Source organism: Mangrovicoccus sp. HB161399 (assembly GCF_013184745.1).
Lineage (GTDB): Bacteria > Pseudomonadota > Alphaproteobacteria > Rhodobacterales > Rhodobacteraceae > Mangrovicoccus.
The window spans coordinates 1-25,955 of the sequence record NZ_JAATVU010000029.1; the positions used below are offsets into that span (position 1 = coordinate 1).

The 25,955-nt window shown below is 68.0% G+C and carries 25 protein-coding genes and 1 tRNA gene; 6 read left to right on the top strand and 20 right to left on the bottom strand.

Annotated elements, in window-relative coordinates; all coding sequences use genetic code 11:
• A partial coding sequence (locus HCC78_RS16735) for an IS3 family transposase (protein ID WP_172329940.1) occupies positions 1-352 on the top strand: 352 nt, incomplete at its 5' end.
• Positions 353-387: 35 nt separating this feature from the next.
• Here the strand turns inward: HCC78_RS16735 and HCC78_RS16740 are convergent.
• Positions 388-936: a DEAD/DEAH box helicase family protein gene (locus HCC78_RS16740; RefSeq protein ID WP_216671197.1), complete on the bottom strand. Its 549-nt coding sequence runs from the start codon at positions 934-936 to the stop codon at positions 388-390.
• A gap of 541 nt (positions 937-1,477) precedes the next feature.
• On the opposite strand from HCC78_RS16740, the gene HCC78_RS16745 reads away from it, so the two are divergent.
• Complete coding sequence (locus tag HCC78_RS16745; RefSeq protein WP_172329942.1) at positions 1,478-1,957, top strand: hypothetical protein; 480 nt, start codon at positions 1,478-1,480, stop codon at positions 1,955-1,957.
• Between the two features lie 178 nt (positions 1,958-2,135).
• On the opposite strand, the gene HCC78_RS16750 is transcribed toward HCC78_RS16745, so the two are convergent.
• The 7 genes from HCC78_RS16750 to HCC78_RS16780 all read right to left on the bottom strand — a co-directional run bounded on the left by HCC78_RS16750 (position 2,136) and on the right by HCC78_RS16780 (position 6,170).
• A tRNA-Thr gene (locus HCC78_RS16750) sits at positions 2,136-2,211 on the bottom strand.
• A gap of 213 nt (positions 2,212-2,424) precedes the next feature.
• Positions 2,425-2,859 (bottom strand): cytochrome C, encoded by a 435-nt coding sequence (locus HCC78_RS16755; protein WP_172329943.1) that lies wholly within the window; start codon positions 2,857-2,859, stop codon positions 2,425-2,427.
• A 10-nt stretch (positions 2,860-2,869) separates the two neighbouring features.
• The gene (locus HCC78_RS16760; protein WP_172329944.1) at positions 2,870-3,316 is read right to left on the bottom strand and encodes a cytochrome c; all 447 of its coding nucleotides are present in this window, start codon (positions 3,314-3,316) and stop codon (positions 2,870-2,872) included.
• A 5-nt stretch (positions 3,317-3,321) separates the two neighbouring features.
• Positions 3,322-3,846 (bottom strand): methylamine dehydrogenase light chain, encoded by a 525-nt coding sequence (locus tag HCC78_RS16765; RefSeq protein ID WP_172329945.1) that lies wholly within the window; start codon positions 3,844-3,846, stop codon positions 3,322-3,324.
• Between the two features lie 31 nt (positions 3,847-3,877).
• The gene (locus tag HCC78_RS16770; RefSeq protein WP_172329946.1) at positions 3,878-4,471 is read right to left on the bottom strand and encodes a redoxin domain-containing protein; all 594 of its coding nucleotides are present in this window, start codon (positions 4,469-4,471) and stop codon (positions 3,878-3,880) included.
• Between the two features lie 21 nt (positions 4,472-4,492).
• Positions 4,493-5,020, bottom strand: coding sequence for a MauE/DoxX family redox-associated membrane protein (locus HCC78_RS16775; protein ID WP_172329947.1), 528 nt, complete (start codon positions 5,018-5,020; stop codon positions 4,493-4,495).
• A 1-nt stretch (position 5,021) separates the two neighbouring features.
• Positions 5,022-6,170 (bottom strand): amine dehydrogenase large subunit, encoded by a 1,149-nt coding sequence (locus HCC78_RS16780; RefSeq protein ID WP_172329948.1) that lies wholly within the window; start codon positions 6,168-6,170, stop codon positions 5,022-5,024.
• Between the two features lie 207 nt (positions 6,171-6,377).
• Here HCC78_RS16780 and HCC78_RS16785 point away from each other — a divergent pair, with 207 nt between their 5' ends.
• Positions 6,378-7,337 carry an AraC family transcriptional regulator gene (locus HCC78_RS16785; RefSeq protein ID WP_172329949.1) on the top strand — a complete coding sequence of 320 codons (960 nt, stop codon included), beginning with the start codon at positions 6,378-6,380 and terminating at the stop codon, positions 7,335-7,337.
• A 6-nt stretch (positions 7,338-7,343) separates the two neighbouring features.
• Here the strand turns inward: HCC78_RS16785 and speB are convergent, their stop codons facing one another.
• Entirely contained in the window at positions 7,344-8,300 is a 957-nt protein-coding gene (gene speB / locus HCC78_RS16790) for an agmatinase (protein ID WP_172329950.1), read from the bottom strand.
• Between the two features lie 140 nt (positions 8,301-8,440).
• Here speB and HCC78_RS16795 point away from each other — a divergent pair, with 140 nt between their 5' ends.
• Positions 8,441-10,126 (top strand): BCCT family transporter, encoded by a 1,686-nt coding sequence (locus HCC78_RS16795; protein ID WP_172329951.1) that lies wholly within the window; start codon positions 8,441-8,443, stop codon positions 10,124-10,126.
• Here HCC78_RS16795 and HCC78_RS16800 read toward each other — a convergent pair.
• Genes HCC78_RS16800 through HCC78_RS16820 form a run of 5 tightly spaced genes read right to left on the bottom strand, consistent with a single transcriptional unit; the run spans position 10,064 to position 14,495 of the window.
• The gene (locus HCC78_RS16800; protein WP_172329952.1) at positions 10,064-10,792 is read right to left on the bottom strand and encodes an MBL fold metallo-hydrolase; all 729 of its coding nucleotides are present in this window, start codon (positions 10,790-10,792) and stop codon (positions 10,064-10,066) included. The genes HCC78_RS16795 and HCC78_RS16800 overlap by 63 nt on opposite strands.
• Entirely contained in the window at positions 10,789-11,811 is a 1,023-nt protein-coding gene (locus HCC78_RS16805; RefSeq protein ID WP_172329953.1) for an ABC transporter ATP-binding protein, read from the bottom strand. The genes HCC78_RS16800 and HCC78_RS16805 overlap by 4 nt, the downstream gene beginning before the upstream one ends.
• A complete protein-coding gene (locus HCC78_RS16810) occupies positions 11,808-12,578 on the bottom strand; it encodes an ABC transporter permease (protein ID WP_172329954.1) in 771 nt (256 codons plus the stop codon). Before HCC78_RS16810 ends, HCC78_RS16805 begins: the two co-directional genes overlap by 4 nt.
• Positions 12,578-13,432, bottom strand: a complete 855-nt coding sequence (locus tag HCC78_RS16815; RefSeq protein ID WP_172329955.1) for an ABC transporter permease — start codon at positions 13,430-13,432, stop codon at positions 12,578-12,580. The genes HCC78_RS16810 and HCC78_RS16815 overlap by 1 nt, the downstream gene beginning before the upstream one ends.
• Before the next feature lie 4 nt (positions 13,433-13,436).
• The gene (locus HCC78_RS16820; protein WP_253949222.1) at positions 13,437-14,495 is read right to left on the bottom strand and encodes an extracellular solute-binding protein; all 1,059 of its coding nucleotides are present in this window, start codon (positions 14,493-14,495) and stop codon (positions 13,437-13,439) included.
• Between the two features lie 104 nt (positions 14,496-14,599).
• On the opposite strand from HCC78_RS16820, the gene HCC78_RS16825 reads away from it, so the two are divergent.
• Positions 14,600-15,214, top strand: a complete 615-nt coding sequence (locus HCC78_RS16825) for a TetR/AcrR family transcriptional regulator (protein ID WP_172329956.1) — start codon at positions 14,600-14,602, stop codon at positions 15,212-15,214.
• Here HCC78_RS16825 and mdoH read toward each other — a convergent pair whose 3' ends face one another.
• The 3 genes from mdoH to HCC78_RS16840 are packed head-to-tail and all read right to left on the bottom strand — an operon-like array spanning position 15,215 to position 18,760.
• Positions 15,215-16,999, bottom strand: coding sequence for a glucans biosynthesis glucosyltransferase MdoH (gene mdoH, locus HCC78_RS16830; RefSeq protein WP_172329957.1), 1,785 nt, complete (start codon positions 16,997-16,999; stop codon positions 15,215-15,217).
• A 4-nt stretch (positions 17,000-17,003) separates the two neighbouring features.
• A complete protein-coding gene (locus HCC78_RS16835) occupies positions 17,004-17,180 on the bottom strand; it encodes a hypothetical protein (RefSeq protein WP_172329958.1) in 177 nt (58 codons plus the stop codon).
• Positions 17,177-18,760, bottom strand: coding sequence for a glucan biosynthesis protein (locus HCC78_RS16840; protein ID WP_172329959.1), 1,584 nt, complete (start codon positions 18,758-18,760; stop codon positions 17,177-17,179). The genes HCC78_RS16835 and HCC78_RS16840 overlap by 4 nt, the downstream gene beginning before the upstream one ends.
• 282 nt (positions 18,761-19,042) lie before the next feature.
• Between HCC78_RS16840 and HCC78_RS16845 the strand changes: the two genes are divergently transcribed.
• Positions 19,043-20,326: a glycoside hydrolase family 15 protein gene (locus HCC78_RS16845; protein WP_172329960.1), complete on the top strand. Its 1,284-nt coding sequence runs from the start codon at positions 19,043-19,045 to the stop codon at positions 20,324-20,326.
• On the opposite strand, the gene HCC78_RS16850 is transcribed toward HCC78_RS16845, so the two are convergent.
• From HCC78_RS16850 to HCC78_RS16860, 3 genes are read right to left on the bottom strand one after another with little or no spacing between them, the layout of a single operon-like run.
• Positions 20,305-21,561, bottom strand: a complete 1,257-nt coding sequence (locus tag HCC78_RS16850) for a glucoamylase family protein (RefSeq protein ID WP_172329961.1) — start codon at positions 21,559-21,561, stop codon at positions 20,305-20,307. The genes HCC78_RS16845 and HCC78_RS16850 overlap by 22 nt on opposite strands.
• Complete coding sequence (locus HCC78_RS16855) at positions 21,549-23,789, bottom strand: glycoside hydrolase family 3 N-terminal domain-containing protein (RefSeq protein WP_172329962.1); 2,241 nt, start codon at positions 23,787-23,789, stop codon at positions 21,549-21,551. The genes HCC78_RS16850 and HCC78_RS16855 overlap by 13 nt, the downstream gene beginning before the upstream one ends.
• A 23-nt stretch (positions 23,790-23,812) precedes the next feature.
• Positions 23,813-25,741, bottom strand: coding sequence for an ATP-binding cassette domain-containing protein (locus HCC78_RS16860; RefSeq protein ID WP_172329963.1), 1,929 nt, complete (start codon positions 25,739-25,741; stop codon positions 23,813-23,815).
• Positions 25,742-25,955 lie beyond the last annotated feature (214 nt).

The window sequence follows — 25,955 nt, forward strand, 5'->3', positions numbered from 1 at the left end:
TAGAGGCGTCCAATATGCTGCCGGTGACTACAGGCGGCTTCTCGATGCCTGGAAAGCCGTCGCCTCGATGAGCCGGAAGGGAGATTGCCTCGAGTTCAAGCTGGTCCGCGCCAGCGGATCGGATGATCCGGGGGATCATCCGAAGGCGCAGAACGCTCCCATGGAAAGCTTTTTCGGCTCCTTGAAGAATGAGCTGGTCCACCGCACCAGGTTCCGGTCTCGCCGCGAAGCCAAGGCCGAGCTGTTCGAGTACATCGCGATCTTTTACAATCGCCAGCGCCGCCACTCGAGCATCGGATATCGCACGCCGGAGCAGGCAAGGATCGACATGGCCGCCAAGATGGCCGCATAGTGAATATCGGCCCAGTCCGGCATCCGGGGGCAAGCTCAGATGCGCCGGGCGCCCGCATGCTTGAGGAGGCGGTAGACCTGCGTGATCGCGGTGAAGGTCTTGCCGGACCCGGTCGCCATCTGGACGAGAGCCCGGGGCTTGCCCGCAGCCAGCGAGATTTCCAGGTTGGTGATGGCGCTGACCTGACAGTCGCGCAGGCCATCCGTGTTCAGCGGCGGCAGGCAGCTCAGGCCGCTGCGGAACGACGCTCTGGCCGTCGCCCAGGCCTTGAGCGTCTCCGGACGGTGGAAGGTGAAGACCTCCCGCGACCGCGGCGCCGGATCACGCCCGTCGGTGAATCGGGTGATGATCCCGGTGCTCTCGTAGACGAACGGGAGCGGCGCAGAGCCGGAAACCCATTTCAGCTGCGCATGGGCGTAGCCGGAGGACTGGTGCTCCACCGTCGTGAGCTTTTCTCCCCAGGAGTCCGGCTTTGCCTCGACAACGCCTACCGGCTGGCGGTCCGCGAAGAGGACGTAGTCTGCCGGGCCGTTGTCGGTCTGGTACTCGCGCACGGCAATGCCCGGACCCGCGCTGAAATCCATGGCGGCCTTGTCCTGAACGACCCAGCCTGCCGCCTGCAGGCGCTGATCAATCCGGTCGCGTGCCAGCTGCTCGGGTGTCTGGTTAATGGTAGGGGACATAAAGCACCTTGTTCCAAGTCCCTTGGACGATGAGGTAGTTCGCGTTTGTTCGCAACTGCTTCCGGAGCCGGATCACAGCGATGCCCGGAGACTTCCAAGAGGGGCGACCGAGCTTGAGAAGGCCTGCGTGTTGGTGCGCGCCTTGTGTCAGCGTCCCCCTCGTCAGCCTTGAATTTGAGGCGCAACAGTCTGGCGCAGCGCCTCGTAGGGAGTTGCCTTCGGCCGTGGGGGCTCATCGGCGGGATGGCCTCCACCGCCCCCCATGCACCGCCGCGGCCGTCACCATGGCCACGCGCACGTGCCTGGCCACGCGCCAAGCACTTCACGTGCGCTCTGCCCACGCGCCGCACGCGCAGTCCGAAGGACCTTAGAGCTTCCGGCAATGGCAGCTTCAGCCTTGCCCCGAGCCGCCCGGTCCGGCGGCACAACAAAGGTACAAAACATGACGACCCACTACGACGACCAGGCTGGCTTCAACTCGGAGGTCTACCTCAGCACGCGCGACCTCACCCGAGAGGAGGTCGCAGCGATAAAGGTCCTGACAGGCGTGAACATGGATCCGCCGACCGACGACTCCGAAGAGGGTGCAGGGGACGACGCTGACGGGAACTACCCGCTGGCGATCTTCATCGTGAACGCCCTCATGTTCGACGCCTGCCCGCCTCTCGACTTTGACGATGAGGAGACGGTGTCAGACCTCGACACATTCGCGCTGTACTTGCAGGACGCGATGCACCTGATGACCAAGCAGACCGACCCGTCGGCCTTCGCTCAAGTAATTGCATCCATGACCGTCAGCGCGCAGGTCGAGGATTGGCAACGCGTCGAGGGCGCAGAGGGAGCGCCGACACGTTGGCAGCAGTATCTAGCCGAAGCGGACCGATTCCGGGCTGAACGCCTGGTGTCGCCCAAGAACAGCTGAGCTAGGCAAGGGTGGCAGCGCGTGTCGCTGCCACTCACAAACCTTGGGAAGCTGGCCAAAGGGTGGCGGACCTGGGTGGTCCCTTCGCAGCTGTCCGGAAATAGTCCGGAAAAACCACAGGGCCCCGGCACGGCAGCTACTCACCCCATGGCTATCATCTTATATTTCCGAAGAAATTTGGTGCCCCCACACGGACTCGAACCGCGGACCCACTGATTACAAATCAGTTGCTCTACCAGCTGAGCTATAGGGGCATCCATCAGGGCTCCCTGCCGTGCTGCAGAAAATGCCGGCATCAGTCAGGGCCTTGGACTGAGCTTCGGATATCAGTTGCTGCCATCCGCTGCAAGATGTGCCGGAACTTCCGATGAATGCGTCCGGCGCGGCCCCTCAGCACCTTTCGCCTTGGGAGGGCGGCAGTGGCCCGCGCGCCGCTCTCGACTTGGAGGCGCGGCTTGGCAGCCGGCTCACGGCCAGGGGTAGTCGGCGATGTAGATGCCTTCTGCTTCCAGTGTCGCGACCACCGCGCGGCGGAGGGTGACCACATCGGCCACCGGGATCGCGCGGCGCCGGGCAACCTCTTCCTCGGTGAAGGGCGTGCTGCTGCCATCGGACCATTCGCCGAGAATGTAGTTCATCACCTCCGCGATCTGGGCGTTGCCGAGCGATGCCCCTACCACGCCGGGCACGTGCATCATGTAGGTGCGGCCCTCGTCCAGGCCGGCGATCGCGCCGACGGAGCCGGGGAAGGCGGGCACGCCGCCTTCGACCGTGCCCTCGCCAGTCATGCCGTGGCAGCCGGCGCAGCGCAGGATGTAGTCGCTGCGCGCCTTGCCTTCGCCGGCCTGGAGCGGCGCGGCCAGCAGGGCGAGCAGCAGGGCAGGGGGAATGCAGCGGCGCATGGCGGTCTCCCTATTCGCCTGCCGGGCGCATCGCCCGAAGATCGGCATGCGACGGGTGCGCGTCGCGCGCGGCGGCGATGTCGGCCTCCGTCACGTCGGTGGCGAGCCCGCCCAGATCCTGCAGGACATAGCTCGCGGCGGCGGCCAGGTCGGCGTCTTCATAGCCCGCCACCGGCGGCATGATCAGGCCGACATAGGTCTGGCCTGCGGCCTCGATCCTGCCCGCGAGGCCGGAGGTCACCACGCCCGAGACATAGGAAACGGCCCGGTCGCCCAGCCCGGACCAGAAGCCGGGGCGGTTCAGCGCGGGCGCCAGGCCCGGATTGCCGATGCCCCCCTCGTTGTGGCAGGCGGCGCAGGCTTCGGCGAAGACCTCTGCGCCGTCGGCGGCAAGCGCGGGCAGCGCGGCGGCGGAGAGGAGGCAGCCCGCGAGGGCTGCCTTCAGCTTGGAGGTCATCGGGGTCACTCCGCCAGGCCGACGACGACCGACACGGTGCAGTGATAGCCCTTGTCGGTATTGGCCATGCACCAGTTGATGTCGTTGTAGAGGCCCATGCGGTAGCCGGGGCGCTCGCCTTCGGACGTGTAGCAGAAGGTCGCTGAGGAGACCATCGGCTTGCCGCAGCAGTCGTTGTAGCTGACCAGGTAGTCCTTGCCGTCCTCGGGGTTGGTGCAGGTGCCGACCCAGCTGACCGCGGAGGCGGAGGAGCCGGGCGGGCAGGAGGTCAGCGAGCCGCCCGAGGTCGAGCAGAGGTTGCCGTCGAGCGCGCAGTGGCGCCAGTAGCTGCACTCGTCGGACTCGGCGGCGCCGGCGGCGGAGGCGCGGCGGTCGAAGGGCAGGATCGGCGTGGCGGCTGCGGCGCCGACCATGGCCATCCCGGCCTTGGACAGGAAGCTGCGGCGGCCGACATTGCGGGCGGAGCCGCGCGCGGTCTTCTCCACCGCCTTGTCGAGGCCGCCAAGCAGCCGGTCGATGAACTTGGACATGTTGGGGGATCCTTTCTGTCTGAAATCCGGATCAGGCACTGAGGGGGGCGGACATCGCCGCCTGGAGCGAGGGGACGCCGGTCTCGGAGGCGGTGAACAGGCTCTCGAGCTGTTCGCGCGAGTTCACCAGCCCCTTGGCGAGCACCGTGCCGTGCGGGCCGATCAGCACCGCGAAGGGCAGCTTCGCGACCTTGAAGGCCATGCCGAGCTCGGAGCTGAGCACATACGGGAAGCTGCCGAGATCCTCGGACTCGATCAGCCGCCGATGCGCCGCCTCGCGTCCGTCCGAGGCCAGCACCACGTCCAGCCAGCGCGCTTCGTCATCGCGGATGGACCGGATCGCGGGCAGCAGCGCCTTGCAGATCGGGCAGGTGGTGGAGAGGAAGAAGACGAGCTGCGCCCGTCCCTCTCCGCCACCGAGCGGCAGGCTCTCGCCGTTGAGATTGGGCAGGGTGAGCGCCGGAACCGGCGCTCCGATTTCCGGTCCGTTGTCCGAGATCATCGCGCCGACGGGCGAGACGCGCTCGAACAGGATGCCGATCTGGCGGGCCAGCGCGAAGACGACCCCGATCAGGACCAGCACGGTGATCCACAGGACGATGTTCGTGAAGATCAGGAGTTCCATGGTCTTGGTTCCTTCCTTGGGTCAGGCGGTCCGCCGGATGTTGGGGAGATGCGAGGCGAGCTTTTCCGCGACGCCGTAGACGGCGAAGAAGGTCAGGCCCGCCGCGAGGCTGACGAGGGCGCCGGGAACCCCCACGGGACCGGCGGGGATCAGGGCTATGCCGAGGGCCAGGCCGGACAGGAGCGCGTTGCGCCCCAGCGTCAGGCCCGAGACCACCTGCGGGGCGCCGCCGCAGCCGCAGTCGATCTCGCTGCGGCCGTTCCTCAGGGCCAGGCCCATCAGCACGCCGTAGCCCGCGAACAGCCCCGCTGCCAGCAGCCCGCCGGAGGCGCGGGTCGCGGGCAGGAACATCAGGGCGATCGCCAGGATCTCCGCCGCCGTCAGCGCCCGCACGATCGGGTAGGTCCAGGCCGCCGGGACCAGCCCGTAGCCCTGGGCGAAGCCCACCGTCTCGTGATAGGCGGATGCCTTGTGCCAGGCGGCGCGCGCCAGGACGAGCACCGTGAAACCCGTCACCGCCGCCGAGGCGTAGGGGACAAGCGCCTCCATGCTACCGGTCCAGCTTCAGCAGCGTGACGAAGCCTGCGCCGGTCTCGAATTCCTCGGCCATCGCCAGCGAGACCTCGTCGCCCATCGTCACGTCGTAGCGGACGACATTGCCCTCTTCGGTCGCGCCGTAGAGGATCGGCTCCTCGGTCTGGGTCACCGCCAGGCCGTTCTCGTGATGCGCCGGCGAGCGGCCGACCACGGTCTTGGTCTCCATGTCGATCGACCAGATCTCGGTCGCCGGGTTCTTGTGCGACCCGTCATAGGTATCCGAATGCATCAGCACGAAGGCGGTGTCCGTGGGGGCGTTGTAGGCTATCAGCTCGGAGCCGGAGGGCGCCCAGCGGCCCAGAACGCCTTCGGTCAGCGGCGCGGTCCCGGTCAGCACCGGCGCCTCGCCCGAGTCGTCGACGAAGTAGAGGTTGCCGTTGAACGAGACGAAGACCAGCTCGCTGCCGATCCGCACGCCGTTGGTGAACAGCGCGTCCTCGTCGACGTCGAAGATCTTCTCAGACTTGGCCGGGTCGCCGAAGCTGCCGTCGGCGGCGAAGCTGTAGCTCGCCAGCGTGCCGTCGCCGCAGATCGTGGTGAATTTCAGGCCCTCGACGGCCGGGAAGGCGCCCCAGCAGCCCGGGGTCGGGATCTCGGCCAGCTGGGTGCCCGCGGCCAGGTCGACCACGGTGATCGAGGTGGCGGGGGTCGCGTTCTGGGCCAGCAGGTAGCCTTCGTCCGCGGTCAGCGACAGCAGCGCGGGCTGCGATTCCACATGGGCCAGGCGGTTCGAGATCTCGAACTCGCGGCGCACCGACAGGGTGGGCACGTCCCATTCGTGCATCACCACGGTCACCGGACCGTAGGTGTAGCGCTCCATGTAGACCGAGGTGGTGTAGAGCGTGCCGCCGTCCTTCGACAGCGCCATCTGGGCCGTGGTGCCGGGGCCCATGTTGCCCTTCACGGCGAAATCGTCCGCGCCCAGCACGTCGACCTTGCTCGGTCCGGCCCAGGCCTGGTCCATCACGAAGACGTTCGGGCCCTCGGAAATGGTCTCCTCGATGGTCAGCGTCTCGGGAACGAACTCCGCCGTGCTGTCCTGGGCCATGGCCTGGCCTGCAGCCACGGCAGAGGCCAGCGTGACGGCATAGGTTGCTTTCATGGTAATTCTCCTCACGGGTACTCGGAGCGGGCATAGCGGCGCCGCGGCCGTGCCCGCTATCCAAGCTCGGCCGGAAAATGCGGTGAAAAAATGGGCATATGGCAAAATCCGGGCCACGCTGCCGTGAACGGAAGCTGGGAGCCGCGGCGCCTAATGTCTAATCATATCCCATCGCCACCATCCGTGGCGGCAAGGGGAATCATCGTCATGGACATGCAGCAACCTGCGGGCGCGGCCCGCCGGGCGGCGCGCCTGTCGCGCCGGGTATCGCAGAGCTTTCTCGAGCACGAGCAGGCGCTGGACGGCTGGGAGCAGATCTACCGCCAGCTTTCGGCCGGGCAGTTCTCCGGCCGGGTGGAGGCGCTCGAGATCGGCGGGATGTGCCTGCAGCGAGAGCGGGTGGAATGCTGCGTGGAGAACCAGTTCCGCGTGCCCGAGGGTTCGGTGGTGATCGGCTTCAACCTGCCGGGCTCGGACATGTACAATTCCGATCTCGGCCCGGTTGCCGCCTGGGAGCCCCTGGTGATCGAGAGCGCGCGCGACCACCGGGTCTATGCCCGCGGCTGCTTCGACGTGCTGATGGTGAGCTTCCCGCAGGACCGCCTGCCCGAGGAACTTCGGGCGACCGCGCGGCTGGCCGACGATCCTCAGGGGCAGACGGCGCGGTGGCTGCTGTCGCTGCTGGGCAGCGTGCAGTCCGGCCATGCCAGCGACAGCCTGCTGCAGATGGCGCCCGACCTCGTGGCCGATGCGCTGTCCTTCTGGGGCGGCACCGCGGCGGTGCCGGACCTGCCCGCGCGGCGCAGCATGGCGCTGTTCGACGAGATCCTGGCGGCGGCGGAGACCGCGCTGCCCGAGGCGCTGTCGGTGACCGGCCTCGCGGCCGCCCTCGGGCGCCCCCGCGCCGAGCTGCGCGCCGCCTGCCGGACGGTGACCGGGGTCGACCTGGCCCAGTTCCTTCAGGCGCGGCGGCTCAGCGAGGTGCACCGCGTGCTGGCGGCGGGCACGGCGCAGGGGACCAAGGTCTCGGATGTCGCGATGGATCACGGCTTCCTGCATTGGGGCCGCTTCTCGCAGGCCTACCGCAAGATGTTCGGCGAGCGTCCTTCCGACACGCTGCAGCGGCCGGGCCCGGCGCTGCGTGCGGCCGGACCCCTGCTTGCCTGAGCGGACTCAGCGGCGCTGCGGAACGCCCGGCAGCGCGCAGAGCATCTCGTAGAGGAAATTCGCAGCGATCACGGCGGTGTTTCCGGCCATGTCATAGGGCGGGGACACTTCCACCAGGTCGCAGCCGACGAGGTTGAGGCCCGCGCAGCCGCGGATGATCTCCAGCCCCTGCATCGTGGTCAGCCCGCCGACCTCCACCGTGCCGGTGCCGGGCGCGAAGCCGGGATCGAGGCTGTCGATGTCATAGCTCAGATAGACCGGCGCATCGCCGATCTTCGCGCGGATCTCGGCCATCAGCGGCACCAGCGAGCGGTGCCAGCACTCGTCGGCGCGGACCACCGTCCAGCCCTGCTTCTGCCCCCAGTCGAACTCCCCCGGCGAATAGCCCGAACCCCTCAGCCCGATCTGGAACACCTTGTCGTTCTGCAGGCAGCCCTCTTCCCAGGCGCGGCGGAACGGGCAGCCATGGGCAACGGTCTCGCCGAACATCTCCTCGTTGGTGTCCGAATGCGCGTCGACATGGATCAGCGCGACCGGACCGTGGCGTTCCTTCATCGCCCGCAGGATCGGCCAGGTCAGCGTGTGGTCGCCGCCCAGCGTCAGCGGGATGGCACCGTGGGACAGCACCCCCCGGTAATGCTCCGCGATGATCTCCACCGATTTCTTCAGGTCGTAGAGGTTGATCGGCACGTCGCCGATATCGGCGACCTGCAGGTGCTCGAAGGGCGCGGCCCCGGTGGCCATGTTGCAGGGGCGGATCATCCGGCTCTCGTCGCGGATCTGGCGCGGCCCCAGCCGGGTGCCCGGGCGGTTCGAGGTGCCGATGTCCATCGGGATGCCGAGGAAGCAGGCGTCGAGCCCTTCGGCGGTGTCCTGCGAGGGCAGGCGCATCATCGTCGCGGGGCCGCCGGTCCGGGGCATCTGGTCGCCGCCGAGCGGCTGGTTGAAGCGGTGGCTGGTCATGTCAGGTCCTTTCGCGGGCGGGCCGGATGGGCCGCGGGGAGGTGCGGCATCCGGAAAATCTCGGAAAATTGCGGAACCGTGCGGGAACGCGCCCTGTTGGTCTTCACGTAACCTTCAGTTCGCAACTTGGAGTCAGTCATTTGGAACAGCTCGCCCGACGTCTCGGCCTCAGGACCGACCCGACGATCTTCTTCCTTTCGGCAGGCATCACTGTGGCGTTCGTGCTCGCGCTGGTGCTCTTTCCGGAACCGATCGGCAGCGCCTTCGCGGCCGGGCGCGCCTGGATCGTGACCAATCTGGGCTGGTTCTTCGTGGCGGGCGTCAATCTCTGGCTCGGCTTCCTGATCTGGGCGGCAGCCTCGCGCTACGGCCATATCCGTCTGGGCCGCGAGGGCTCGCGCCCGGAGTATTCCAATCTCAGCTGGTTCACCATGCTCTTTGCCGGCGGCATCGGCACCGTTCTGATGTTCTGGGGCGTGGCCGAGCCTATCAGCCATTTCGCCGCTCCGCCGCTGCCGGGCGTCGATCCCTTCACCGAGGAGGCCGCGCAGGACGCCATGTCCATCGCGATCTACCATCTGGGGCTGCACACCTGGACGATCTTCACCCTGCCGGGGCTGGCCTTCGCCTATTTCATCAACCGCTACGACCTGCCGGTCCGGGTCAGCTCGGTCTTCTACCCGCTGCTGGGCGAGGGCATCCACGGGCCGGTGGGCAAGGCGATCGACATCGCCTCGATCCTCGGCACGCTCTTCGGCGTCGCTGTCTCGCTGGGGCTCGGCTCCAGCCAGATCGCGGCCGGGCTCGACGCGCTCTGGGGGACCGGCGACGGGGTCACGGTGAAGGTCGCGATCCTTGCCGTACTGACCGTCGTGGCCGTGGGGTCGATCGTCGCCGGGCTGGATGCCGGGGTGAAGCTCCTGTCGAACATCAATATCGGCATGGCGGTCGGGCTGATGGTCTTCGTGCTGGTCACCGGCTCGACCCTGTTCCTGCTGCGCGGCATCGTCGAGACCTTCGGGCTCTACTTCTCCAACCTGCCGCACCTGGCCTTCTGGAACGACATGCTGGCCGACGAGAACCCGTCGAACGACGGCTGGGGCTGGCAAGGGTCCTGGACGGTGTTCTACTGGGCCTGGACGGTGACCTGGTCGCCCTTCATCGGGCTTTTCGTGGCGCGCATCTCGCGCGGCCGGACGATCCGCGAATTCGTCTTCGGCGTGCTGCTGGCGCCGTCGCTCTTCACTCTCGTCTGGTTCGCCATCTTCGGCTGGCAGGCGATGGAGTTCGACGGGCTGGGCCTTGCCGCGCGCGAGGCGATGGGGGGCAGCGCCGGGCAGATCAGCGATGCGGTGGCCGAAAGCGTGCCGCTCGCCATGTTCGCCTTCTTCGAGAACTTGCCCTGGACGCCGCTGATCCAGGGGCTGGCCGTGGTGATCGTGGCGATCTTCTTTGCCACCTCCTCGGATTCGGCCTCGCTGGTCGTCGACATGCTCTGCACCGGCACGGCGCAGCCCGGCCCGGTGCACCAGCGGGTGTTCTGGGGCGCGGCCGAGGGGCTGGTCGCCGCCATGCTGATCGTGCTGGCGGGCGAGGCCGGGCTGACCGCGCTTCAGGAGGTGATCACCGTCGTCGGCCTGCCGATCTTCGCGCTGGTCTGCATGATGATCCCCTCGCTGATCCGCGGGCTGGCGCTCGAGGACATCGACCATGTCACGGTCGGCGCGCGCCCGGATCTGGAGGAATTCGGCCATGGCGCGGAGTCAGGCGCCGTGGCTGGCCAGCCAGGCCGTGATCATGGCGCGCAGCCGGTCCCCGGAGAATGACGGGAAGTGCCCGCCATGGACGGTCCTGACCGGCAGGGACAGGAGCCGCTCCATGGAGCGGACGTAACCGGCGGCATCGGCATGGTAGGTGTCCTCGATCAGCGGCCCGTCATAGACGATGTCGCCGGAGATCAGGATGCCGGTCGCCGCCTCCCAGAGCGCGATGCCCCCCGGACTGTGGCCCGGCGTGTGGATCACCTCGAAATGGCGGTCGCCGAGGTCGATCATGTCGCCATCCTCGAGGATCCGCGTCGCGGGCGCGGCCTTCACCGCATAGGTCGCGGACTGGTAGGGCACATCCGGCAGCGCGTCGAAGATATCGTCGGTGACGTAGGGATCCGCCAGTGTCGAGGCGCGGGTCGGCGCGGCGAGGATATCGGCCTCGCAGCGGTGGCAGAGCCGGTCAGGGAATTCGTGGTGGCAGCCGACATGGTCGAAATGGGTGTGGCTCGCAACGGCGTCGAGCGGCCGCTCGCTGACCAAGGGCACCCATTGGCGCAAGCTGACGACGCCCATGCCGCTATCCACCATCATGTCGCGGTCGCGGCCGCGGACATGCCAGATGTTGCAGCGGTAGAACTCCTGGATGAACGGCTCGTCGATCCAGGTGATGCCATCCCCGACCTTGCGCAGCCGGTACCAGTCCTTCGGGGGAATGCGGGTCATGCGGCCTCCGGCAGGATGACGGGATCGCGGCCGAAGAGCTCCACCTCGGCGCCGATCTCGGGGTGGCTGCCCTGCGGGAGGTGCGCGACGAGGCGCATGTCCGGGGCCGAGAGGGGCGCGAAATGGCAGCGGTGATGCGCGCCGAAGAAGGCGGCCTCGGTCAGGCGGGCGCGGCCGAGGCTGAAGCTGCCCGTCAGTCCGACGCTTTCGGGGCGCAGGCAGAGGATGCCCTCCGAGGGCGGAACGGGCAGGGGGCCGAGCGGACTGGCGACGCCGCTGCCGTCGGGACGGACCGGCAGGCGGTTGAGCTCGCCCATGAAATTCGCCGAGAACAGCGTGCGGGGGCGCAGATAGACCTCTTCCGGCGTGCCGCAATGCTCGATCTTCCCGGCATTCATCACCACGATCCGGTCGGCGATGGCCATGGCCTCTTCCTGGTCGTGGGTGACATGGATGAAGGTGGTGCCGACGCGGCGCTGGATCGACTTCAGCTCGTCCTGCATCTGCCGCCGCAGCTTCAGGTCGAGCGCGCCGAGCGGCTCGTCGAGCAGCAGAACGTCTGGCTCCGCCGCCAGAGCGCGGGCCAGCGCTACGCGCTGCCGCTGCCCGCCCGACAGCGCATGGGGCTTGCGTCCCGCCTTGTCGTCGAGCCCCACCATGGCGAGCATCTCCATCGCCTTGGCATCGCGCGCGCGCCGCGCCATCCCGCGCATCCTCAGCCCGAAGCCGACATTGTCCCTGAGCGTCATGTGCGGGAAGAGCGCGTAGTCCTGGAACATGGTCGTGGTGGGCCTGAGCTTCGGCCCGACATGGGTCATGTCCCTGCCGCCGATCAGGATCTGGCCCTCCGAGGGCGTCAGGAACCCGCCGATCAGCGACAGCAACGTGGTCTTGCCGCAGCCGGAGGGCCCGAGCAGCACGACGAACTCGCCGGCATTGATCGACAGGTCGATGCGGTGCAGCGCGGTGAACAGCTCGAACCGGTGCTCGACGGCCCGGATTTCCACGTCAGCAGTCATTTGGAAGCCTTTCGGAATAGCGCGAGTTCCAGCGTCACGACCAGGAGGACCGAGACGAGGAAGACTAGCGAGCCCACGGCATTGGTCTCGGGCGAGAGGCCGGAGCGGAGCATCGACCAGATCTCCACCGGCAGGGTCACGTCGAAGCGGGTAAGCAGGAAGGCGATGATGAACTCGTCCCAGCTGAAGGTGAAGGACAGGAAGAAGGCCGCGGCCAGCGAGGGCGCGATCATCGGCGCGAGGATCAGCAGCAGGACCTGCGCCTCTCCCGCGCCGAGATCGCGGGCCGCCTTCAGCGCGGATTTCTGAGGCGCACCGATCGCCGCCGACAGGATGGCAAAGCAGAGCGGCAGGTTGATCACCACATGGCCGATCCCGGTCGCCATCAGCGAAGGGCGGACGCCCGCCCAGTTGAACATCTGCAGCAGGCCAAGCCCGATGATCAGGTAGCTGACCGTCATCGGCGCGATGATCAGCCCGCGCATCAGCGCCCCGCCGGGCAGGCGCGTCTGCGCGAAGCCCGCTGCGGCGAGGAAGCCGAGAGCCAGCGCTACCGCCGAGGACAGCAGCGCCACCAGCATCGAGTTGCCGAGTGCCGCCATCAGGTCGCGGTCGCCCAGCACCTTTGCGTACCACTCCGTCGTCGGCCCGTTGAACGGCGGCACCGGCAGGCGGCCGTCCTGGAAGGAAAAGACCACCAGCACTGCCACCGGCAGCAGGATGAAGCCGAACATCACGGCCAGATAGGCCCAGGAAAGATAGCGCATCAGACCCGCTCCATCTTCAGCCAGCGCGCGCACGCGGCATAGGCGAGGGTCACCATGACCATCAGCACGACCGACAGGCCGGAGGCCAGCGGATAGTCGCCGCGCCGCCCGAGCTGCAGCATGATCAGCTGCGGCAGGCTGAGCTCGTTGTTGCCGCCGAGGATCTGCGGCGTGATGTAGTCGCCGATGCACAGCACGAAGGTCAGGAAGGCGCCGGTCATCACCCCGGGCAGGGTCAGCGGCAGGATCACCAGCCGGATCACCTGCCAGCGCGACGCACCCAGGTCTTCGGCCGCGCGGGCGTAGTTCGGCGAAAGCTGCACGAGGTTGGAATAGATCGTCAGCGTCAGCAGCATGACGAAGAAATGGGTGAAGCCGATCACGGTGGCGGCGCGCGTCGCCAAGATCTGCACCGGCTCGGCGAGGATGCCCAGCCCGGTCAGCGCGTTCATGATCACGCCCTTTTCGCCCAGAACCAGCGCCCAGGAATAGGAGCGGACGACATAGGAGGTCCAGAACGGCAGCACCGCGAGCAAGAGCGCCAGCCGCCGCCAGCGCGCCGGGACCCGCGTGGCGATGATCCAGGCCAGCGGCCAGGCGAGCAGCACCGAGAGCACCGTGACCGTTGCGGTGATCTCCAGCGAGACGCGGATGCCCTTGTAGAGCGACGGATCGGTGAAGATCCGGGCGTAGGTCCCGAGATCGGGACCGGGGACGACCGTGCGTCCCTCCAGATGGCCGAGGCTCATCCAGACCATCGCCGCGAAGGGCAGGACGAAGAAGGCCCCCGTCCAGAGCAGGGCCGGCGCGGCCAGCCCCGCGCCCAGGCGTTTCTCGGTGCGCTCGATGCTCATGGCGTCAGTTCTGCAGCATGTCCGTCCAGAGGTCCTGCATCGCCGTGTCGGTCTCGGCATCCGGGACCGGGTAGAGCTGGGCGCGGGCCAGGTAGCCTTCCTGCTCGTCCCAGCGCAGCACGGATTTCTGGTCGTCGGTCAGAACCTCGCCCGCCGCCTTGTTCGCGGGCATCCCCCAGTAGCAGGACGATGTCGCCAGCCGTGCCTGGCCCTCGGGCGACAGGATGTACTTGATGAACTCGACGGCCAGATCGGGCTTCTCGGTGCCCTCGACCATGGCGATGGACTGGGTCCAGACCAGGCCGCCCTCCTCGGGGATGGTCCAGTCGAGATCGGGGTTCTCCGCGTTCAGCACCGCGGTCAGCCACTCGCCGCCGCCGACCAGAACGTCGACCTCGCCGGTGGCCAGCGCGGTCTGGCTGCCCACCACGTCGGACACCTGGCGCGAGGCGGCGCGCAGCTTCATCAGCGGATCGCGCAGGGCGTCCAGCGCGGCGGCGTCCAGATCGGCGGTGTCCACGCCCTCGGCCAGCCCGACGATCCCCAGCACCGGCATGTAGTAGTCGTAGATCGCGATCTTGCCGTCATACTTGCCGGACCAGAGCGATTTCAGGCTCTTCATGTCCTCCGGATCGACCGCCGCCTTGTTGTAGGCAATGGTGTTGTAGCCGTATTTCTCGGTCACGCCGTAGAGCTTGCCGTCCACCGTCATCGCATCCGCCAGCGCGACCTCCCGAAAGGTGCCGGAGGTGTCGATAGCGCCCTCGGGCAGCGGCGCGAGAAAACCGGCCTCGGCCGCGCGGGCCACGTCGACCCCGTCGATGACCATCACGTCCCAGTCGCCCGGGCGGGATTGCTCGAGGATTGTCAGGCCCGCGGCGGTGCCCTCGTATTCCTTGACGTTGACGCGCACGTCATGGGCCTTCTCGAACGGCTCCAGCAGCGCCGCATCGGCATGGTCGCACCAGATCAGCGCGTTGAGGTTCTCGGCCGCCTGCAGCGCGGTGGTCGAAAGCAGCCCGCCGAAAGCGGCAAGGCCCAGGGTTTGCATCCTGAAGGTCATCTATGGTCCCCGTTGTCGGTTTTCTTGCTGTTTTTCCGGCTTCAGCTTGACCAGCTCAAAATCTGTAGTCAATCTGAACTTGAAGTCACTACAGGTTTTTCGAAATGGCAGGTCTGCGCGAGCGGAAAAAAGCGGCAACGCGCAAACGCATCCTCGACTGCGCGGCGCAGATGTTCCGGGAGGACGGCTACGAGGCGTCGCGGATCGAGGACATCGCCGAGGCGGCCGAGCTGTCGGTGGCGACCTTCTACAACTACTTCGGATCGAAGGCGGATCTGCTGCTGGCCGCGGTGCTGGAAGAGACCGCGATGGTGATGGAGGCGGTGGAGGCTTGCATCCGCGCCCCGGTCGCGACGCTGGAGGAGGGCTTCGGCGCCATCGTGGCGACCTATTTCCGGACATCCTTCCAGTACAGCTCGCGCGAGGTCTGGCGGATGGCCGTGGCGCGCACGATGCTCGATCCCGAGGCGGAATTCTCGCGCCGCTACATAGAGATCGACCGGGAGCTTTCCGATCAGCTCTGCCGCTTCCTCGCCGAGATGCAGGGCAGGGGGCTGGTGCGGGCGGATGTCGGGACCGAGCCGGCCGGGCGGCTGCTGTTCAACAACGTCAACATGAACTTCATCGAGTTCATGCGCGCCTCCGCCATGACGGCGGAGGAGATCAGGTCGAAGGTAATGGCCGAAAGCGCGCCGCTGCTGTCGCGGCTGGCGGCCTAGCTAGCCTGCCGCGGCAGGCTCCGCCGCGCGGGGCGCGGGCTCCGGAACGGGCTCCGGGGCGGTCATGTCGTCCCAAGCGGCCAGCTGGCGGCGGAAGCTGCGGATCACCGCGGGCGGGTCGTCCTGGATGGTGCTGGTCATCAGCCGCGAGGTCTGGCGGTGCGAGGTCCAGGCGATCAGGCAGGGCGCCATCAGCAGCGGGACGCCGACCGGCATCAGCCAGGGGATCAGCCGAGGCGCGAAGACGGCGGCGACGGCAAAGAGCAGGATCCCCGCGAGGCTCATCCACCAGCTGCCGGCGAAAGCGGTCTTCAGCGGCACCTCCGCGCTGTCGCGGCTTGCCGTGGGCCAGCCGCCGTCGCGGCCCGACAGGATCTGCCACAGCGCGCGCAGCTGGAACATCATCAGCAGGGGCGCGATGACCGAGGACAGCAGCAGCTCCGTCATGGTCGAGACGAAGGTGTTGCCCGCCCCGCCGAATTCCTTCGCCCGCCCGGTCACCAGCGCGTGGCCCAGCACCAGGAACTTCGAGATGAACAGCAGCCCGATCACGCCGGCGAAGAGGCCGACCGCGGCTGCGGTGCGCTCGCCGGGGAAGACCGGAACCGGGAAATCCGGCATCGGGAAGTAGTTGATCGTGCTCTCGGTCGCGGCGGCGGCGAGGCTGAGGATCAGGAACAGCGCCCAGATTGCCGGCGCCGTGTAGGCGACGATCCCCTGGAACAGGGCGAAGCGGCTCCAGCCCTTCAGGCCCGGGGCGAAGATCAGCCGGCCGTGCTGCAGGTTGCCCTGCGCCCAGCGGCGGTCGCGCTTGGCGTATTCGATCAGGTCGTCGGGGCCTTCCTCGAAGGATCCGGTCAGGTCGGGGTCGATCCGCACCTGCCAGTCGGCCCGCGCGAGCAGCGCCGCCTCCACCGAGTCGTGGCTCAGGATGTGCCCGCCGAAGGGCGGCTTGCCGCGCAGTTCGGGCAGGCCGCAGCTCTGGGCGAAGGCCTTGACCCGCACGACGGCATTGTGGCCCCAGAAGGATCCGGTGCGCCCCGCCAGCGCAGTCAGGCCGTTGCAGTAGATCGGCGCGTAGAACCCGGCCGAGAACTGCATCATCCGGCCGAAGCGCGAGCGCGCGCCGATCACCCGCGGCAGGCTCTGCAGCAGGCCGACATTGGGCGACTCTTCCATGCGGCGCACCATCTCGCCGATCGTGGCGCCGGACATCAGGCTGTCGGCGTCGAGGATCAGGGCGAAATCGTATGCGCCGCCGGAGCGCATGATGAAGTCTTCGATGTTGCCGGCCTTGCGCCCGGCATTGTCGGTGCGGCGGCGGTAGAAGATCCGGCCCGTGCCGCCGGTGACGTCGAGCAGCCGCGCCAGCTCCTCTTCCTCGCGCTGGGCCACGTCGGCCTTGCGCGTGTCGGAGAGGATGGCGAAGTGGAACTTCTCGGCGATGCCTTCGGCCCGCAGGTCGGCATCCATCGCCGCGATCCGCGCGTACACGGCCACGGGGTCCTCGTTGTAGACGGGGACGAGGATGCAGGTCCGGCTGGCGATCGGGCCGTCATGCGTCGGGCGGCGCGGCACAGGCGTGACAAGTCCCGTCACGCCCTGGCAGGCGCCCCACGCGATCCACCACGTGGCCATCGCGATCACCACCGCAATCACGACATCGAGCAGGACGATGCCGACGCTTCCGGCGTGATAGATGTAGAGCGCGCCGGCCAGCACGCCGGCAGCGGCAGCCGCGGCAAGGCAGATCGCCCGCCGCACCCACGTGGCTAGGTCGAGCATCGGCTTATCCGTGCAGGCCGCGCCAGCTGACCAGGGCGATCAGCACGGTCAGCCAGGACATGCCCGGCCGCATTTCCGCGGAGGCTTCGAGAACTTGTTCCGGCATCGCCATCGGGCTGTCGGGAAGGGCAGTGACCGTGGCAAGCGAGTCGGGGACGTGAATTGCATCAGGCTTGGTCATTTCGGCACCCATTGATAGGTCCAGGTTTCGGAAAGGACACTGTCGAAACCCTCGAGCCATGCTCTTAGTTCCAACGGATCTGCGCCGGACGGCCTGACATCGAAAACCAGGCGCCAGAGCCCGGTTCCCTCGATCCTGCGCAGGGCGGGCGTGTCCACCAGCCCGCCGTTGACGGTGACCTTCGGCTGCACGGAGTCGATCTCCGTTACGCCGTCCAGCCGTCCGCCCTTGAAGTCGATGACGAATTTGCGTCCGCCTTCTTCGTTCTTGCTGCCCGATACTCCAGCTTCCCCGCTTGCGGTAGTCACCACATAGGCAAGTTTTTCTTCGTTTTGTCCCGCCAGATCGCCCCAGAGCATGCGATAGCGGTATTCCTTGCTGGACCCGGCTTCCGCAGGGTCGGCCGGCCGCCAGTAGGCGACGATGTTGTCGGTCGCCTCCTGCTCGGTCGGGATCTCGATCAGCCGGACATAGCCGGTGCCCCAGTCGTTGAGGGGCTGCACTTCGATGGAGGGGCGCTTCTCGAAGCGCGACTCGGCATCGGAGTATTCGTCGAACTGCCGGTCGCGCTGGTAGAGCCCGAAGCTCTTGATCGCGGTGGCGTTGATCCAGGACTGGCCCAGCCGCGGCGGGTTGGCGAGCGTCCGCCAGATGCGGCGCCCGTCTTCCTGCCGGATGCCCAGCCCGTTGCTGTCATGCACCTGCGGCCGGTAGTCGTGGAACCGGCCGGGCGTGGTGCGGTCGAACAGGAACATCGAGGTCAGCGGCGCGATGCCCATCTCCTCGACGGTCTCGCGGAAGAACAGCCGTGTGGTGACTTCCATCTCGGTGATGGCGCCGGGCGTGATCACGAACCGGTAGGCCCCGGTTACGCGGCGGCTGTCGAGCGCGGCATTGACGATCACCGTCTCCACGCCGGGCGCCGGGCGCTCGAAGTAGAAGGCGGAGAAGCGCGGGAATTCCTCGGCGCGGCCGGTGGCGGTGTCGATCGCCAGCCCGCGGGCCGAGGCGCCGTAGACGCTGCCCTGGCCGAGCGCGCGGAAATAGCTGGCGCCGAGGAAGGCGACGAGCTCGTCGAAACGGTCGGCGGTGTTCAGCCGCGACAGCATCCGCCAGCCGGCGACGCCGGGGATCGGCGTGCCGGGCTCGAGCCGGCCTTCCAGTTCCTCGCGGTACTCGAAATCGTCGGTGGTGAAGTTGAACGGCTTGGCCGTGCCCGAGGACACGTCGAACATCGCCACCGCGTCCGGGAACAGCCAGCCGCGATGGAAGGCGTGAAGCCGGAACTCGTCCGTCTTCTCGTTCCAGCGCGCGGCTTCCGGACGGAAGGCAATGTTGCGGTAGGAGTCATAATCCAGTCCGTCGAGCAGCAGCGGCGGGCGATAGGAGCCGGGGTCGGGCTGTTCTGCCCGTTTTTTCATCGCCTCGGCGAGCAGCTCGAAACTGAACGGCTCCCCTTCCGCCATCGGTGCTCCGGTATTGGGTTCGGCACGGACCATCGGGGCAAGCGCCATCGACAGCCCGAAGGCCGCAGCACTGCCGAGAAGTCTCCGCCTGGAGCACCCTGAGTCGGTCGTCATACGTTTGCTATCCCGCATCCAAGTTTGCAAATGCACAAGGTTTCCGGTCTCGTGCGTGAATGACTGGTTAACTGGTGCCCTGGCCGGGGGGTTCCCGCCCTGTGGTAAATCAAGGTCCTGTGGCGTGCTTCTGCCCAACGGAGCGAGTCGCTGCCCAGTATTCCATCATTATATCGGCAAACTCTTGCTGCGTGTGCATAATAAGCTAGCTGCCGCGGCGGGACATGGGGGATTCCGACCCCGCTTACAAGGATTTCCGGAATGACGGATGAAAAAATTTGCGTGGATAGCCGGATTGCCACAGCCCGCGCCGCCGCAGCCCGCTCCATGGCCCGCGCGATCTCCGCGACGGGGCTGTCGCAGCACCGCGCGGGCTTCGGCTGGCACGTGGTTCCGGCCCGCGGATCGGTCCTGGCCTCGATTCGCCCGGACCACTGGGATCCGGAGCCCGACTATTTCCACCACTGGGTCCGGGACGCCGCCATCATCGCCCGCGCCATGCCGCTGGCCATGGCCGCGGATGGCGACCGGGAGGGCTGGATGGCGCGGCTCAACGACTACATCGCCTTTTCCCTGCGCATTTCGGATCCGGCGCGGCGGGGCCCTGCGGCCAATCCGCTGCGGCCGACCACCGATGCCGAGCACCTGCAGTTCCTGCGCCCGGATGCGGAGCTTGCGGCGCTGCACGGATCCGCCTGGCTGGAGGAGCCGCGCTGCGCCGCCGATGGCGGGCCGGATCTCGAACGCTGGGCGCGGCCGCAGGATGACGGGCCCGCGCTGAGGGCGCGGTCGCTGCTGGCGCTTCTGGAGGCCCTGCCCGGGCTGGACGGCGCAGAGGCCGGGCTGCTCCTGCGCCGCGACCTGTCTCATCTGCTGGAGGTCGCCGGCCGTCCCGCCATCGGCCCCTGGGAGGAGGAGCCGCCGCGGCGCTGCAGCTTCACGCTGATCGCGCAGGCGGATGCACTGGAACGCGGCGCGGACTGGGCGCGCGGGCGCGATCCGCGCTTCGCCGCCGCGCTGAGGGCGAAATCCGGGGAGCTGACGGTGCTGCTCCGGCAGGCGGAGGAGCCCGATGGCAGCCTGCGCGAGAGCATCGAGATGCCGGGTCGCCACGATATCGGCACGGTCATGGCGCTGCTCGATGTTGGCCGCCGCGACGGACCGCTGGCGCTGGACGGGCGCTGGATGGCGGCGACGGTGGCGGCGCTGGAGGCGGTGTTCAGCGAAATCTACCCGATCAACGCGGGCCGCGCGGTCCCGGCGATGGGGCGCTGGCGCGAGGATGTCTTCTTCGGCGGCAATCCCTGGTATCCCTGCACGCTGGCCTGCGCCGAGCTCGACTACCGGCTGGCGGCGATGCACCGCGACCGGACCCGGTTCGGGCGCGGCGAGGCGCGGATGCAGATGGTGCTGGATCTGGCGCCGGAAGGCGACGCGCTGCCCGAGCAGTTCGACCGGCTGACGGGGGCCCCCCGGTCCTGCCCGGCGCTGACCTGGTCCTCGGCGGCCTTCCTGCAGGCCGCCGAAGCGCGCGATCTCGCCTGTCAGGCGCTGGGCGGCAGCTGAGGTGACGAGAATCCCAGCGCGGCCAGCCCGCGCCGGATCTCCGGCCGCTTCATGACCAGCTTCCACAGCAGTCCCGAGCGGTGGTTTTCGAGCCCCACGACGATCGGCCCCTGGTCGATCGCCAGACGGCTCTCCGCCACCCAGCCATGGTGCAGGCTGAACCCGTCGACGAAGCCCGCCTCGCCGAAAATCCTGTCGCCCAGATCGTCATGCATGTGCCGGACCGCGGGCATCGCCTCGTCCGGCACCATCGGGAAGGAGGTCAGCACCGCGGTCGGCGTGATCACACCGGTATCCTCCTTCGGGGAATGCGCGACATAGCCGGTGTGGTCGTCGCCCGCGGTCAGCCCCCACAGATCCGGCCCGTAGCCTTTCCAGCCATGCGGGTTCGCCAGGCAGTGCGCGCGGTTGATCAGCGCGTGGTTCCGCGCCAGCACGCCGTAATCGGCATAGGCGTCCTTCAGTCCGCGCGGATCGATCCCGAGGAACGGATACTGCGACAGGAAGAGCGGGCCGCCCCAGTCGGGCCCCAGAGGCAGCGGGATGCCCGCGAATTCCCAGCCGTTCAGGAAGCTGCGCGCCTTCGCCCAGCGGTCATGGTAGATGCCTGCGGGGATGCGGTGCGCCGGGTCCTCCGCCCCGGCGCCAAGCACGAAGACCGGGAAGGCCTCGTTCCAGCCGCCGAGATCCAGCGCCTTTTCGGGGAAGGGCCGGCCGGGATGGGCGTGCCACATGACGCCCTTGGGGCCGACATGCGCCGACCAGTCGATGCCGTGGACAATCGCCTCCATCCGCGCGGCAAGCTCCGGCACGTCGGAGAAATACTCCGCCGCCGCCAGCAGGCCGATGGCCAGGAAGGACGTCTCGACGATGTCGCCGCCATCGTCCCCGGCCATGAAGGGGATCACCTTGCCGGTCGAGCCGAAATAGAAATGCGCATAGACCCCGTTGAAGCGGTCCGCCGTCTCCAGGAACCCGGCCAGCTTTTCCAGCCGGTCGAGGATTTCCTGCCGCGGACGCCAGCCGCGCTCGGCGGCGGCGACCTGCGCCATGATGCCGAAGCCGGTGCCGCCGGTCGTGACCGTCTCCTCGACATCGTAGCCGAAGGCCCCGGCGGAGCGTTCCCGCGCCATGCCGCTGGCAGGATGGCTCCAGTCGAGGAAATAGCCGGCCGTCGCCTGGGCGATCCGGTCGCGCAGCTGGGCATCGTCGAGCCCGGTGGTCACGCCCCCCATGTGATCTCGACCGATTTGGTGGCGCGGCTGTCTGGCCCGACATGCACGACGATCCGGCCCGGATCCCAGACTTTCCTGGCTTCGGCCAGGCTGGGCGCGACGTGGTAGCTCAGCATTTCCGGCGTGATCTCGAAGGTGACGCGCTTGGTCGATCCCGGGGCGACCGGCACGCGGCGGAAATCCTTCAGCAGGCGGCCCGGCCGGGTGATCTGCGCCTCGGGGTCGGAAATGTAGAGCTGCACCGTCTCGGTCACCGCCCGCTCCGACGTGTTGGTGATGTCGACATGGACTTCGGCCATGCCGTCCTCGCCGCCGCCGGGCACGTCCGCCACGACATCGGAATAGTCGACATGGCCATAGGTCAGGCCGAACCCGAAGGGGTAGGAGGCAGGCACCGCGCTGTCATCCAGATCCAGCCAGCCGGTCAGGAACTTCTGGAAATGCCCGGGGAAGGGGCGGCCGGTGGGTTCGGTCGCATAGCTCAGCGGGGTTTCGCCCGGATGCACCGGCAGGGTGACGGCGAGCTTGCCGGTGGGTTCCGCCGCGCCGGTGAGGATGTCGGTGACGCCCTCGGGGCCGGCCACGCCGCCATGCCAGGCATAGAGCAGCGCGTCGACCTGCTCCGGCACCTGTCCCAGCGCCAGCGGCCGCCCGGCGAAGACCACCGCCACGACCGGCGTGCAGCCGGCCGCCAGCTCGGCGACCAGCCGCCGCTGCGGCTCCGGCAGGTCGGGGCAGAGGCGCGAGGAGCTTTCGCCCGCATGTTCCTTGGCTTCGCCGATGGCAAGGATCACCACGTCGGCGGCCTCGGCCGCCGCCTTGGCTTCGCGGAGCAGCTCCGCCTCGTCGCGGGGGTCGGGGGTGACGGTGACGCCATGGACGTTCAGCCGGTCGACCATCCATTTTTCGCGCACGAGGTTGGCGCCGACCGCCGTGGTCAGGGCGGCCCAGTTCTGGCTGCGCAGCGCGTCTTCCAGGCTGACCACGTCGCGCGCATCGCCCGAGACCGACCAGGTGCCCAGCATGTTGGCGCGGTCCGACCCCAGCGGCCCGATCAGGGCGACCTTCTGGCCGGGCTTCAGGGGCAGCAGGTGGTTGTTCTTCAGCAGCACGCAGGAGCCGGCCGCGGCCTTGCGTGCCAGAGCGCGGCCCGCCTTGCGGTTCGGCGTGGGGGCCAGCGGGTCCATGCCCTTGAAGGGATCCTCGAACAGCCCCTGCAGCGCCTTGAATTTCAGGACGCGCAGGCAGGCGCGGTCGATCAGCCCGCGGATCGTCTCGGCGGAGATCGACAGGCCGATCTGCGGCGCGTCGAGGCCGTTTTCGGCCAGACCCGGCAGGTGGCGCAGGTAGTCCTCGCCGACCATGTCCATGTCGATCCCGGCATGGAGCGCGCGGGCGACCACCATCTCGGGCGTCCCGATGCCGTGGGCGGTGAGCTCCTTGACGCCGGTGTAGTCCGAGACCACCAGCCCGTCGAACCCGGCGGTGCCGCGCAGCCAGCCCTCGATCAGCGGCTCATGGGCATGCATCGGCATCTTGTTGACCGCGTTGAAGGAGGCCATGACGCCTTCGGCCCCGGCTCTCACCCCCGCCTCGAAGGGCGGCAGGTAGATGTCCAGGAGGTCCTCCCAGGCCATGGTCGCGTTGTCGTAGTCGCGCCCCGACTGGGTGGCGCCATAGGCGACGAAGTGCTTGAGGCAGGCCGAGACCCGGCCGCCGTTGTTCTCCTGCAGCCCGCGGGTCATCGCCTCGGCGATGCACGACGCCAGATAGGGATCCTCGCCCGGGCCCTCGGCGACCCGGCCCCAGCGCGGATCGCGGCTGATGTCGATCATCGGCGCATAGACCTGGTGCAGCCCCTCGGATGAGGCCTCTTCGGCGGAGAAGGCGGCGCAGGCGCGGATCAGCTCCATGTCCCAGGAACAGGCTTGGGCGATGTTGAGCGGAAAGATCGTGCGGTGGCCGTGGATCACGTCCTCGGCGAAGAACAGCGGGATCCCGAGGCGGGACCCGGCGATTGCGCGTTCCTGCATCGCGCGGGTGGAGGCGCGGGACTTGGTGCCGAAGATGGCGCCGACCTCGCCCGCATCCAGCCGCTTCGCCAGCGGCGTCGAGGTCTCCGCCCCGGTGGTCAGGCCCTCGCCCGCGGCGAGGAGGTTGAGCTGGCCGATCTTCTCTTCCAGCGTCATCCGGGCCAGCAGGCCCTGCGGATCGTCTTGCGTGGTCACGTATGGACCCCCTTGCTACGGGGTCACTCCGCGACGAGCTGCGCGACCCCCAGATTGCCCTTGCCGACAGGACGGACCATGCCGATTCCGTTCCGGATTCCAAGCACCGCGTTGTAGAACGGCAAACCGTCCGGATCATGCGGCACTTCCTTGCCGTGCAGAACGGCAAGCACCGAAGTCTCGGGAAGTTCCTCGCGGATCGTCATGTGGAATTCCGCCGTGGCGACCATGTCCATCGCCGAGGTCGCCTCGTCCAGAAGCAGGACCTCGGGCTTGTGGAGCAGGATGCGCGCCAGCACGAGGCGCTGCTTCTGCCCGCCGGAGAAGACGTTCCGCCAAAGCTGGCCGTCGTGCAGCTCCTCCTTCATGGCGCCGATGAACTGGCCGAGTCCGACGCGGTTCAGGACATGTGCGACCCGGATGTCGTCGAACGCGGTTTCGCGGGAAGGGTAGGTGGCCAGAGCCTTGAGCGTCAAACGGTCGGGCAGGTCGGGCTCCTGCCCGGCGAAGAACAGCCGGCTGTCGTCGCGGCGGCTGACCGTGCCGGTGCCGTAGGGCCAGAGCCCTGCCACGGCCTTCAGCAGCGAGCTCTTCCCGCAGCCGTTGCGGCCGTGGAAATAGATCCAGTCGCCCTTCCACAGCTCCAGCCGCGGAACCGAGACGAAGGCGTCGGCGCCATGGCCGCGGTGGTTCAGCGACAGGCCGGTGAGCTTCAGCACCGGGCCCGACCCGTGCGTGGCCTGGCGGAACTCGTTGACGCCGGTCTCGCGGTAGAAGGCCTCGCGGTCCTGCACGCGCTCCACCGCCCGGGCCAGCTCGGTCAGCCGGTCGGCATTGGCGCGCAGGTTGGCGATGGCGGGCATCACGTTGATGAACCAGGAGGTGTCGGCGATCAGCGCGGCGGTCAGTTCCGAGCTGGCCGCGAAGGTGCGGAAGCTCATCTGCCCGGCCATGTAGGCCGGCAGCGCCGGAAGATAGGCGAAGAGCCGCGAAGACAGGAAATTGTAGCTGTCGGTGAACAGCAGCATCCCCGCCGACCAGCGGTTCTGGCGGCCCCAGGTGCGGTCGATGTCGCCATAGAGCCGCTCGTTCACGTCGCGCTGCACGGTCTGGCCCTTGGAGGCCGCGAGCCGGGTGACGCGGTTCAGCATGGAGTTCCACTCGCCCCGCCAGGCGCCGTCATGGCGCTGGCGCAGCACGGTCAGGGTCTCGATCACCTTGCCGATCATCCAGGCGATGGCGGTGACCGTGGGGACATAGGTCAGCACCAGCAGGCCCGACAGGATCGCGGTGCCGTGCAGGCCCGGCTCGATCACGATGGCCTGGGCGAGGCCGGGCAATCCGAGCGCGGCGATGCCGTCCCGGGCCCAGGCGGCCCAGCTGTCGAGGAAGGCGACCGCCTGGCTGCGTTCCAGGAGCGCCTGCGACACGAACCAGATCGAGGCGATCGCGCCCCACAGCCCCATGGCCAGGCCGATCACTCCGCCGAACAGCCCGATCGAGCATTCGTCGATGCGCTGGTCGATGGCGTCGGGCAGGCGCTGGGCGCCGGGTTCGCCGCCCTTGTCCGAGCTGAGGTCGAGCGCGACGCGCTGGTCGGCCAGCACGGCGGCGTCGAAGCGGCTGACCATCCAGGAGCGCGCCTTGCGGTGCAGGTGGCTCGACATCAGATGGCGCGCGGCGACGCCGGCGGACTTGCCGAGGAAGATCGCCACGAAGACGACGGCGGCGGTGAAGAGGATGCCGACCGCGTCCTCGCCGGTGTTGAGGTTGCGGTGGAAGCCGGCCAGCGAGGCGATGAAATCTGCGCTGGCAGTGGCGGTCCAGACGCTTGCCTTGCTCAGCAGGGTCGTCAGCGCGAAGATCGCAACGGTCAGCAGCCAGGCTTCGCGCCAGCGCTCGGATACCCAGTAGGCCGTGATCAGGCCCCAGAAACTTGTGAACTTCTTCATGCCCGTTCCCCATTCGCGGAACCCCGGGAGAGCATGCTTGTTGACACAGGTTAACAAACTGCCTAGCGGCAGTGCCTGGGTGTCTGTGACGTTACGTGCAACTCGCCTGAATTCCTGTTTTCGCCCGCGCCCCGGTCTTTGGTGAGGTCTTCATGAGCCCTTTCCTTGTAGGCGGATTTTCGCCACCTGTCCAATTATTGATGAATTTTTCAGG